Annotated in this window: 8 protein-coding genes and 1 tRNA gene; 4 read left to right on the forward strand and 5 right to left on the reverse strand. The window is 41.9% G+C overall.

The window, feature by feature from the left end; genetic code table 11:
* Positions 1 to 55: 55 nt before the first annotated feature.
* From MB380_RS21070 to MB380_RS21090, 5 genes are all read right to left on the reverse strand, one after another.
* Positions 56 to 799: a hypothetical protein gene (locus MB380_RS21070; protein ID WP_253531454.1), complete on the reverse strand. Its 744-nt coding sequence runs from the start codon at positions 797 to 799 to the stop codon at positions 56 to 58.
* A gap of 7 nt (positions 800 to 806) precedes the next feature.
* Positions 807 to 1556: a GNAT family N-acetyltransferase gene (locus MB380_RS21075; protein WP_253531457.1), complete on the reverse strand. Its 750-nt coding sequence runs from the start codon at positions 1554 to 1556 to the stop codon at positions 807 to 809.
* An 88-nt stretch (positions 1557 to 1644) separates the two neighbouring features.
* Positions 1645 to 3858 (reverse strand): tetratricopeptide repeat protein, encoded by a 2214-nt coding sequence (locus MB380_RS21080; RefSeq protein ID WP_253531459.1) that lies wholly within the window; start codon positions 3856 to 3858, stop codon positions 1645 to 1647.
* Complete coding sequence (locus MB380_RS21085; protein ID WP_253531462.1) at positions 3858 to 4259, reverse strand: hypothetical protein; 402 nt, start codon at positions 4257 to 4259, stop codon at positions 3858 to 3860. The genes MB380_RS21080 and MB380_RS21085 overlap by 1 nt, the downstream gene beginning before the upstream one ends.
* Before the next feature lie 133 nt (positions 4260 to 4392).
* Positions 4393 to 4468: transfer RNA gene (locus MB380_RS21090), tRNA-His, on the reverse strand.
* Positions 4469 to 4559: 91 nt separating this feature from the next.
* On the opposite strand from MB380_RS21090, the gene recG reads away from it, so the two are divergent.
* The 4 genes from recG to porV all read left to right on the forward strand — a co-directional run bounded on the left by recG (position 4560) and on the right by porV (position 12175).
* Entirely contained in the window at positions 4560 to 6665 is a 2106-nt protein-coding gene (gene recG / locus MB380_RS21095; protein WP_253531465.1) for an ATP-dependent DNA helicase RecG, read from the forward strand.
* A gap of 72 nt (positions 6666 to 6737) precedes the next feature.
* Complete coding sequence (locus MB380_RS21100; protein WP_253531468.1) at positions 6738 to 7439, forward strand: SprT-like domain-containing protein; 702 nt, start codon at positions 6738 to 6740, stop codon at positions 7437 to 7439.
* Between the two features lie 4 nt (positions 7440 to 7443).
* Positions 7444 to 10881: a type IX secretion system sortase PorU gene (gene porU / locus MB380_RS21105; RefSeq protein ID WP_253531471.1), complete on the forward strand. Its 3438-nt coding sequence runs from the start codon at positions 7444 to 7446 to the stop codon at positions 10879 to 10881.
* A gap of 103 nt (positions 10882 to 10984) precedes the next feature.
* Entirely contained in the window at positions 10985 to 12175 is a 1191-nt protein-coding gene (porV, locus tag MB380_RS21110) for a type IX secretion system outer membrane channel protein PorV (protein ID WP_253531474.1), read from the forward strand.
* Positions 12176 to 12232: the final 57 nt, after the last annotated feature.

Consider the following 12232-nt stretch of genomic DNA (forward strand, 5'->3'; position numbering starts at 1 on the left):
AAAAACCCTCACATTGCCCCATGAGGCATCACATATTTTTGAGTGGTTTTGGGTCTTACCTGGCCATCAGTTTATCATAAACCGGTTTCAGTTGCGCGTCTCCAAAGCCATAAATACCTTGTTGCTCAGTAAATAGCCTGAACACGTTATGGAAATCGGTTTCTCCGTTTTCTATAATTTCAGCCAGTACGCGCTCATGTCTGGGCGTTTGTCCTTCCGCCGGAAAACGGTCTAAATGCGCCTGAATTACCTGCTTTAAATACGGAAAACAGGCCGATTGACGCTGCGATAATTGAGCAAAAGCCTGTAGGTCATGCCTGCGATATGCCTGCCAAAGGTCATTCCCCAGTTGAATATCTTCTGGCTCCAGTTTGATGCGGGTTGCAAGGCTTGCCTCCAAATCATCTACCCCGGCATGGCCGAACTCCTGCCAGATATCGGCCTCAGCCAGAAAAGTCGGGTACACCACATACGTTTTTCTGTTATTGGGTTGGTTATGAATTAACGAAATAACAAACCACATATTGACCTGACAAAACAAGTCATACCCAAACCACAGATGGAAAGTGGCATCGTGCGGGGCATTCATTATCTGGTCAAACTCAGAAACCGAATAGGCCTGATATTCATCCAGACTAATACCATGACTATCCGCGCGGGTCTGCCAGAAATCGGGCAGGTTATCTCCGGCCAGGCTGCCGTCAATCAGTGCCTCACGGGCAATCATAACATCTCCCTCTATTGTGGTCTCTTTAAAAATCAAGGCCAGGGAGTCTCCATTCAGAACGTGGTAAATCATTGCTTTTTCATTTTTTCACTTCTCCAATCAACATAAGGCCTACTACTTGCAGGCCGCCTTTCAGTAAAGTTGCCTTCGATGCTTTATTTTCTATATTACAGCGGGCAGCGGGTATTTTACCTGCCGCATGGCACACCCGTTTCAGTTCCTGTATCAGATACGCCCCCAGGCCTTGCCGGCGGTGGCTCTCTTTTACTTCCATATACAAATCTGCAAAAGGTTTGTTATAGTGCAATAAAAAATCTCCGTTGGCTACCTCTTCTCCGGCTTTCTCAAGCACATAACCGCTGTCGCTTTCTGTTTGTTTGCCGTAAAGGGCTTCAAATGATTGTCTGGTCTGAAAAGTTACCCCTGCGGGTGCAGGCAGATTGGCATGCGGGCCGTCTTCAAACAAAATAACAGGGGCATGTATATTAACGGCAAACTCATACAGCATGGTGGTAAGCAACAGCGCATTGCTTTGGGTTTCTATATATTGAACGCCTGAAGCCGACAATAAGTATGGAAACACCCTGCTTGCCAGATGCTGATACATAGGCAGCAGATAAAACTCAAAGAGGATGTCGCGGTCAGGTATCTCCTGCCCTTTTACGGCGGCATAGCCAATCATGGTATCGTCAGCATAAAGCAGGTATGCGTCTGACCAGCGGCGTTCATGTGTAGCATTGTATCTTACCTGCCGGTTTATTTCCTGCAGAAACAAATGGCGATACGGCAGAATCTCCCCCAGCGTTACCTTTTCGACTTTGAATGGCATGATATAACAGGTTTGGATATCATACTTTTAAATTTTCTTGTAGCAATTTATTGAAAATTTGTGGGATTCTGGAAATTGAATTTACTAATCAGGTGTTTTCACTGCTTTGATTTTCATTCAGGTATTTTAATAAATCCTCTCCCCATTTTTTCCAGATTTGAATAGACATCTGGCAAAAATGTAATGCTTTGGGTACTTGCTCATGGTAGGGATAGGCATTTACAAAGCCATTATATGATAAGCCTAATGATTTATCTTTTTCAGGTTCACGATATAAATAAAAAATTGCAAAGTTATTAAGCGTTTCAGCTAGAGAAATTTGGTAGGCTCCCGGATTTTGTAGTGCTAAATGATGCCTTATTTGAAGAGCTTCCAAATACTCCTCTTTGGCCTTCCCTAATTCATTTTTAGCACTATGTAAATTCCCCAGATTATTCAAAGTCATCGCCACATCAGGCTGATAGACTTGTGGATTGGTTTTAGCTAAGTTTTTATAAATCTCTAAGGCCTCCTGGTATTCCTTCTCAGCGTCTTCTAACTCATTTTTAGCACTATGTAAATTCCCCAGATTATTCAAAGTCATCGCCACATCAGGCTGATAGACTTGTGGATTGGTTTTAGCTAAGTTTCTCCTTATCTCTAAGGCCTCCTGGTATTCCTTCTCAGCGTCTTCTAACTCATTTTTAGCCCTATGTAAAACAGCCAGATTATTCAAAGTAGTAGCCACATCAGGCTGATAGACTTGTGGATTGGTTTTAGCTAAGTTTCTTCTTATCTCTAAGGCCTCCTGGTATTCATTCTCAGCGTCTTCTAACTCATTTTTAGCACTATGTAAATTCCCCAGATTATTCAAAGTCATCGCCACATCAGGCTGATAGACTTGTGGATTGGTTTTAGCTAAGTTTTTATAAATCTCTAAGGCCTCCTGGTATTCCTTCTCAGCGTCTTCTAACTCATTTTTAGCACTATGTAAATTCCCCAGATTATTCAAAGTCATCGCCACATCAGGCTGATAGACTTGTGGATTGGTTTTAGCTAAGTTTTTATAAATCTCTAAGGCCTCCTGGTATTCCTTCTCAGCGTCTTCTAACTCATTTTTAGCACTATGTAAATTCCCCAGATTATTCAAAGTCATCGCCACATCAGGCTGATAGACTTGTGGATTGGTTTTAGCTAAGTTTTTATAAATCTCTAAGGCCTCCTGGTATTCCTTCTCAGCGTCTTCTAACTCATTTTTAGCACTATGTAAATTCCCCAGATTATTCAAAGTCATCGCCACATCAGGCTGATAGACTTGTGGATTGGTTTTAGCTAAGTTTCTCCTTATCTCTAAGGCCTCCTGGTATTCCTTCTCAGCGTCTTCTAACTCATTTTTATCACTATGTAAAACAGCCAGATTATTCAAAGTAGTAGCCACATAAGGCTGATAGACTTGTGGATTGGTTTTAGCTAAGTTTCTTCTTATCTCTAAGGCCTCCTGGTATTCATTCTCAGCGTCTTCTAACTCATTTTTATCACTATGCAAAACAGCCAGATTATTCAAAGTAGTAGCCACATAAGGCTGATAGACTTGTGGATTGGGTTTAGCTAAGTTTTTATAAATCTCAAGTGCTTCTTTATAAATTTCTATTGCCTCATTAAAAGAATTATTTTCCTGCAAAAAATAGGCATAAGGAAATAAATTATCTGTATTCTTATTAGCGCTTATTGATTTTTTGAAGTATTCCTTTGTTAATGCAATTCGATTTGGTAAAGTAAAATCTATAGCGGTTAAACGTGCTAATAAGAGAAATTCATTAGCGTTATTCAATAATGCTTTTTCATTTTCCTCTACTTCTTTTTCTAATCTATCCTTTTTTTCTAATAAGGTGTTTTGCTCCTTACTCATGAACTCTTTCTCTGATTCTAAAAAAGCTCTTGCTTCATTTTGCTTTCCATCTAAAAAGTAAGCTCTTGCCTTTTCTAGCCTTTCAGTATTAATTGGTATTTTAGTTAAATCATTGGCTAAAGAAATTATTTCTTTTTCAAATAAATCTATCTCTTTTTGAATAACTTCTATCTCTTTATTAATTAAAGAAATTGATTCTGCTAAAAAGGGAATAGGTGTTTCTTTATATGCTTTTTGTGTTTTATCTAATTTTTCTAAATTATTCTGTAAGGTTTCTTTTAGCTTATTATAATCATCAAACTTGTAAATATTAACAACAATTGTGTTGTTATCACCAACAATAACATTCCCTGTAGCATCGATTGAGCCACCTACATAGTTTTTAATATTTTCTAATATTTCGCCTTGCTCCATTACTTTCCTGTAGTATTATTATCGCCTACAACAAAATCTCCTTGTATCGAATTATCTCCTATCACTACATTTTTACTATTAATGATTCTAATTGCTTCACCCTTAGATTCCTTTTCTTTAATTACCTGATACATTTCTTGCAAATACTTTTTTGATTCAGGATTATCCTCTATTTCACTTTCCAAAATAGCTTGAACCATTTTTTGCCTAGATTCACTTTCAGGATTAGCTTTTAATTTTTCTAAAGCTTCTTTTGGCTTTCCATCGTCATTTAGAAAAAAAGGTCTAATCCAGTTAATTGTAGCGCTTGTAAAATCACTTGTAAAGTCTTGAAAGGTTTTATTGTCATTTAGTTTTTTAGCTAAATAGCCAACAATAAGAGAAATTGTTACAGGTTCCATTGAGTTTCTTGATTTTTTATAAAATCAAAAATAGCACAAAAACAGAGACCAGAAAATAAAAGAAGAAGAATTATAATAGCAGAGGAAGGCTTAAAAAAAAACTCCCAAGAAACTAAGTTTCAAGGGAGTTGAAGGGAGGAATATGGGGCTCGAACCCACGACCTTCGGAACCACAATCCGACGCTCTAACCGACTGAGCTAAGACCTCCGTGCCTGTTTAAGGATTGCAAATGTAGAGAGATTTTGCAAAAAATCAAAAAAAATTTGTTCAATTTTGCCCTTACTGCTAAATTCGATACCATGAGCGAGCGAAGAACATCCTTTTTTGATACAAAAATTGAAAACCTGAGAGTAATAGGCCCTGCAAAAGTAGAGCTGCTCAACAAGGATCTCAATATCTTCACTTATGGCGATTTGATTGAATATTACCCCTTCCGGCATGAAGACCGCACACAGTTTCACCGCATCAGTGAGCTGAACGAGGCCATGAATGCAGCGCAAATTAAAGGCAGGGTGCGGTCGTGGGACAGAGTGGGCGAAGGCAACAAAGAACGGCTGGTGGCGCAGTTTACCGATGGCACCGGAATGATGGAGCTTACGTGGTTTCAGGGGCTTACTTTTTTAGAAAAAACCCTGCGCCTGCAAGGCGAATACATTGTGTACGGCAAGCCTACTGTTTTTGGCAACAAATGGCAGATTAGTCATCCTGAAATGGACCCGCTCACACCGGAGAACGAACGCGGGGGGTATTTTCAGCCGGTGTATTCCTTGACAGAAAAACTACGCAGACGGTACATAGACAGCAAGCAGATAAGCCGTTGGATGAAAGTGCTGCTGGGCTCGGCCAGACCGCATATCCGTGAAACCCTGCCCGGTTCGCTGATTCAGAAGTTCAGGCTTATCTCAAAACAGGATGCACTATATCATATTCATCTGCCATTGAATGCCGAGACGCTCAGGCAGGCAACCCGCCGTTTAAAATTTGAGGAGCTGTTTTATAACCAGTTCAGGCTTATTAAGCAGAAACTTATCCGCAAGCAGGATTTTGCCGGACAGATATTTACCAAAACGCAGTTGCTCACCGAGTTTTATCAACATCACCTGCCTTTTGACCTGACCAATGCGCAGAAGAAGGTAATCCGTGAAATTTTTGAAGATTTGCGCTCGGGCAAGCAGATGAATAGGCTATTGCAGGGGGATGTAGGCAGTGGTAAAACCATTGTGGCGTTTATTACCATGCTATTGGCCATAGACAACGGCGCGCAGGCTTGCCTGATGGCGCCAACCGAGATATTGTCTGACCAGCATTATACCAACCTGAAAAGATTTGCCGATTTGATAGGCATTAAAATAGCCGAACTAACGGGCTCAGTCAATAAAAAAGGCCGTAAAATTATTGATGATGGCATTCTTGACGGCAGCATTCAGATTCTGGTAGGTACCCACGCTTTGCTGGAAGACCACGTGCAGTTTAAAAATCTGGGCCTTTGTATTATTGATGAGCAACATCGTTTCGGAGTAGCGCAAAGAGCCAAACTTTGGGACAAAAACCGAAATTTCAGACCGCATATACTGGTAATGACCGCCACGCCGATTCCAAGAACACTGGCAATGACCTTGTATGGCGACCTGGACGTATCGGTGATAGACGAACTGCCGATGGGGCGCAAGCCTATCAAGACCATCCACCGGTATGATTCTGACCGCCTGCGGGTTTTTGAGTTTATGCGTAGCGAAATCAGGAAAGGCAGGCAGGTATATGTGGTGTATCCGCTGATTGAAGAATCGGAAACATTATCGTTCAAAAACCTGATGGACGGCTTTGAAAGCATTGCAAGGGCGTTTCCGGAATATGCGCTCAGCATTGTACACGGCAAAATGGGCTGGAAAGAAAAAGACTATGAAATGCAGCGTTTCAAAAATCAGGAAACACAGATAATGGTAGCCACTACCGTAATTGAAGTGGGTGTTGATGTACCCAATGCATCGGTAATGGTAATAGAAAGTGCCAACCGCTTTGGTTTGTCGCAGTTGCACCAGCTAAGAGGCCGTGTGGGTCGTGGAGCAGAGCAGTCATACTGTATACTGATGACCGACTTTAAGCTGGCCAAAGAAACCCGCACCCGTATTGAAACCATGGTAAGAACCAATAACGGTTTTGAGATATCAGAGGTTGACTTGTCGCTCCGTGGGCCCGGAGATATGGCCGGAACCCAGCAAAGTGGTATGCTAGACCTGAAAGTGGCCGACCTGGCCAAAGACGGCGAGATACTGAAATATGCCCGCGAAGCCGCCATTGAGATTCTGGATAATGACCCTGAGATTGAAAAGCCTGAAAATGCACCCGTAAGGCATCACCTGCTGAATCTGCGCAATAACGAAACCAACTGGAGCCGCATTAGTTAGCAGTATCAATTTCTACTTTTTTGAAATATTTGCTGCTACAATTTTGTTAGATAAAAAAATACAGTGTCTTCCATGTCTATTACAAGATTATTTAAATCAGTAAGCAAGGCTCTGCAGGAAAAACCTTTGCCGCCCTTACCGGTTTCTTACACGCCTGAAGTTGCCCAGAAAATGCTTGAAATGCTAAGCAGGCATGTGCCTGCACAGGCTGTTGATTATTGTCTGGCACTCTGGAAAGAGCAACCCTTCTCGTTTAAAATTACACGCACGCGCAGTTCATGCTTTGGTAACTATACATTTAAAGACGGGCTGCATAAAATAACCGTTAATAACGACCTGAACGCCTACGCTTTTGTAATTACGTATATACATGAAATTGCGCATCAGCGGGCCTGGCTTAACAAAACACGAAAGAAAATAGAGCCGCATGGGGCAGAATGGAAGAAAAACTTTCAGCAGTTAATGGCCCCCATTCTGAATCTGAGTGTTTTTCCGGAAACCGTTTTTGTACCCTTAAGCAAATACATGAGCAATCCTGCTGCTTCGTCGGTGAGTTATGCACCGCTGGCAAAAGCATTGCAAATGCACGAGCTGACACCCCCCAGCGGCGTTTTGTTATCAGACGTGGCCGATAACCAATGGTTTACTTTCCGCAATACGGTTTTTCAAAGGCTGGAAAAAAGACGCACCCGCGTTTTGTGTATGGAACGAAATTCAAGACGCAGATATACTATCCTGGCCACTGCCAGAGTTGATTTAATAGAAGAACAATAAATGGATGCTGCTTTCCTCTATCAATAACATATCGGCCAGGTTTCTTAACTTTTCTTACTTACAGAAAAGCCGGTTTTTTATTGTGTGTATCAGTGTTTGGTCGAGTATTGGGCTTCAGGCACAGTCTTCCGTTTTAAGTAAAGGAGACTGGTACAAAATTGCAACTACGCAAACGGGTGTTTATAAAATCAATGCTGGGATACTGAGAAAGGCCGGGATTGACATCAGCAAAGTTAATCCGCAAAACATCAGGCTTTATGGTAATGGAGGCGCTATGTTACCGCAGGCCAACAATACAACAAGACCAACAGACTTAAAAGAAAATGCCATTGAAGTAGCTGGCGAAAACGACGGCAAATTTGATGAGGCAGACTACATTCTTTTTTATGCCGAAAGCCCCCATACCATTACTTTTGATGCCGCTAAGCAGCAGTTCAGCCATCAGCAAAACTATTATTCTGACACCACTTTTTACTTCCTGACCATAGCCGATACCAAAGGCCTGCGTGTGGGCAATGCAAAAACCATAGAGGCATCAACCACCATCACTACTTTTGATGATTTCCGTTTTCATGAATCAGACCTGAAAAACCTCATCAGCTCCGGCATCAGAGAGCTGGGCGGCTCCGGTCGCGAATGGTACGGCGAGCCCCTCGGAAACTTAACCGAAGTACATTTTGATGAAACCATAGAAGGGCTGGTGCCTAACTCTACAATCAAAATCAAGTCTGCCGGGGTTAGTGCAGCCTATGTATCCACCCAACTGGGTCTGAAACTTAACGGAAACACCCTGGGGAATATCACTTTTGCACCCATTAGAGCCGGCCAGTATGATGCCAAAGGAATTTATGACCTGAAAGGCACCGAAAGTGCGGCTACATTCACCTCTACTGTTAGCAGCGGCAATTCAATAAAACTTACTTATGCTTATAATAAGGCGGGGCAATCAACCGCTAACGCTTATCTGAATTACTACGAAATCCAGTCGAAACGAAACCTGCAATTTTATGAATCGCAGACGCTTGTGCGGTCTCTGGAAAGTATGTCGAATCCCACAAGTCGTTTCAGAATAGCTCAAGCCTCGGCACAGTCAAAAATATGGGATGTTACTAATCCGCAGGCCCCTGAAAATATTCCTTACACACTCAGTGGTTCAGAGTCTAGTTTTGGTGTGGCAACAGGCGGTGTTTTAAAAACATTTGCCCTGTTTACAGACAAGAACCTACTGGAACCCAATACTATTGAAAAAACAGGCAATCAGAATCTACATAATGTGGAAGTGCCCGATTTGCTGATTATCACATTACCTGAATGGAAAAATCAGGCACAACGGCTGGCTGATTTTAGAACCGAAAATGACGGGCTTTCAGTTTTGGTTGCTACTGCCGGTGAAGTATATAATGAATTTGCATCAGGCAAACCCGATGTAAGCGCCATAAGGGATTTTGCCCGTTTTTTGTGGCTCAAAAAGCCCGGAAAATTAAAATACCTGCTCTTATTTGGCGATGCCACCTACGACTACAAAAATAATAACGGGTTTAACTATGTCAATCCCAATCTTTACATACCTACTTATGAAAGCCGGGAATCGCTGAACCCGGTTTTTAGTTTTTCTTCAGACGATTACTTTGGTTTTCTGGAAACCCATGAAGGCGACTGGGCAGAGGATAACCAGGGGAATCATACGCTAGATATAGGTGTAGGCAGGCTACCGGCTAAAACCGCTGATGAAGCCGGAAACATGATTGATAAACTGATATACTATGCCCAAAACAATAAAACCATCGGTAAATGGCGAGGAAAAATTAGTTTTGTAGCCGATGACGGCGACGGGAACATCCACCAGTCAGACGCCGACAGGATTGCTGCATTGCTTGAAACCCAGGATAAAAATGTAGTTCTCAATAAAATATATCTCGATAATTACAAACTGGTGGGCACCCCAATTGGCACCATTGCGCCAGAAGCAAACAAAGCCCTTAACAAAGCCGTAAATGAGGGTAGCCTGATTGTCAATTACAGCGGCCACGGTGGCCCGGATGGCTGGACCGAAGAAAAAATACTGACCATTGACCAGATTGATACCTGGAAGAATCTGGCCAATATGCCCTTGTTTCTGACAGCCACCTGCTCTTTCGGTCGGTTTGATGACCCTTCTGTAGTTTCGGGTGCCGAGCTTGCCTTGCTAAGCCCACGAGGTGCTGCCATAGGTTTGCTAACCACCACCAGGCCAGTTTATTCTTACACTAATTTTTTGCTGAACAACGCTTTTTACTCGGCTTTCGTCTTAAGTAAACAAAACCCTTGCACAAAGCTGGGAGATGTGTTCAGGATAACTAAAAACAATTCGCTAAGCCATGTCAATAACCGTAACTTTTCTCTACTGGGCGACCCGTCTATGAAGCTGGCCTACCCTGCAGATAAAGTTATTATAACAAAAATTAATAACCAGAACCCAGAAACCCAAACACTAAAAGCACTGGCAAAGGTGAAACTAGAGGGCGAAGTCAGAAACCCAGAAACAGACCAGTTGATATCTGACTACAACGGTTATGCCCAGATATCTGTTTTTGATAAGCCCTCAACCCTGAGCACGCTGGGGCAAAAAACTGATAAATTCAGGTATCAGGCTTATCAGAACAAAATCTATGAGGGCAGGTTTGCTGTTAAAAACGGCGTTTTTTCAGCAGACTTCATTGTTCCGAAAGACATTAATTATCAGCTCGGGCAGGGCAAAATCAATTGTTATGCCTTTCGTGCCGACAGCAGCAGCGACGCCATTGGAAGCTTTATTAATCTTTGGGTAGGCGGCAGCGCGCCGGTAAACAGCACAGATACCAAAGGCCCTGAAATTGAACTTTTTGTAGATAAAAATAATGTACTTACTGCTAGCATTTTTGATGAAAACGGTATTAATTTGTCGCAGGCCGGCATTGGGCATGAAATGTTACTTACCCTGAACGACACATTACAAACAATTGTAAATCAGTATTTTACAAACACAGCAGACTATACGAAAGGCGAACTGAAATATGCACTGGGAAAACTACCCACAGGCAAACACACCATTAAATTAAAAATATGGGATACTTATAATAATTCTACGGAGGCAACGTTAGCTTTTTTAGTAGATAATGACTCATTCAGACTACTAAGCGCCTATAATTATCCAAATCCTTTTCAGGAAACAACCAGTTTTGTAATACAACATAACGCCGACGGCGAAGACCTTAACTTTTATATTGAGGTATTTGAAAAAACAGGCAAAAAGATTTACGAAAAACAGGAACAGTGCTATGCCTGCCTGGGTAAACTTAACATAGAGATGACTCTCAGGTCGTCCGATTTAATCAGCGGAACTTATTTTTATAGAATTACTGCCGGATTTCTGAATAAAAGTGGAAAAACTTCTGCTTCGGGCAAATTACTATTTTGGAAGTAAATAAGAAAAACTGTTATATTTGATGCCTTGAAACAGTGGAATCCGATACATCATATAATTTTTTAAAGTACCCGCTTAAAGGGTGGAATGAAAAACAGCTCTCATGAAAAGCAAATTATTGGCCACGTTGGCAAGTTTAGTCCTGATAAATTCTCTTTCAGCTCAAGCACAGGTAAAGCCCCTGAATGAGAAAAGAGTGGTCTCAACTGCTGTTCCGTTTCTCACGTTCTCACCAGACTCGCGAGGTGCTGCGCTGGGCGATGCCGGTGTGGCATCAACCCCTGACGCCAACTCATTGTTTTGGAACAGCGCCAAATTACCTTTCATTGACCGTGATTTGGGCTCAACCGTTTCATACACACCCTGGTTGAGAGACATTGTAGACGACATGGGGCTTTTGCATGCTGCCATTTTTAAGAAACTCGAGAAAAACCAGGTTATTGGTTTTTCAATGACCTATTTTGACCAGGGTAGAATTGACTTCATGAATCAATATGGCGAAAACACCGGAACTTTTGATTCAAGAGACATGAATATCACGGCAGGGTACTCCAGAAAACTGAGCAGAGACTTTGCCATGGGTATTAACCTAAAGTACATTCACTCTAATCTGGTTGGGTCTCAATCTATTAATCAGGTAGCCAGCAAACCTGCTAATACCGCTGCCGGCGACATCTCGTTCTTTTATATGAACGATTCGCCAACAGTAAAAAACCGTGAAAAAGGAGCCGCTTTTTCAGGTGGAGCCATGATTCAGAATATCGGCAGTAAAATCAGCTATGGCCGCGACAGATATTTTATTCCTACAAATCTGAAGTTAGGCGGTGCCATGAACTACCGGGTAAACAGCTACAACCAGTTTAACTTTATGGTTGATGTCAACAAACTTCTGGTACCGACGCCTCCTTTAAGAGACAACAACGGAAATATAGTAAAAGGAAAAGACCCCAACGAGACCGGCCCTATACAGGCAATATTTTCCTCATTTACTGATGCGCCTGATGGCTTAAAAGAAGAATTAAGAGAGGTTACCGGCTCTTTTGGTGTTGAATACCTGTATAATAACATGTTTGCCGTTCGTGGCGGATACTTTCTGCAAAGTGCCTTAAAAGGTGGCGAAAGATATGTTACCACAGGCTTGGGTCTGAAACTTAAAAACAGTTATGGCATTGATTTCGCGTACCTCATACCGGTTTCCCAGGGTAATGCGCTTGCCAATACCTGGCGTATTTCTTTGATATTTGATATGCAGTCGAAGAAAAACAAAGACGCTTCTGACGGAATTTCAGAATAAGCTTAAATAAAGTAAGTAAAACAAAAACCTCACAGATTTCTTAAATCTGTGAGGTTT

The organism is Emticicia sp. 21SJ11W-3 (assembly GCF_024138715.1).
GTDB classification, from domain to species: Bacteria; Bacteroidota; Bacteroidia; order Cytophagales; family Spirosomataceae; genus Emticicia; species Emticicia fluvialis.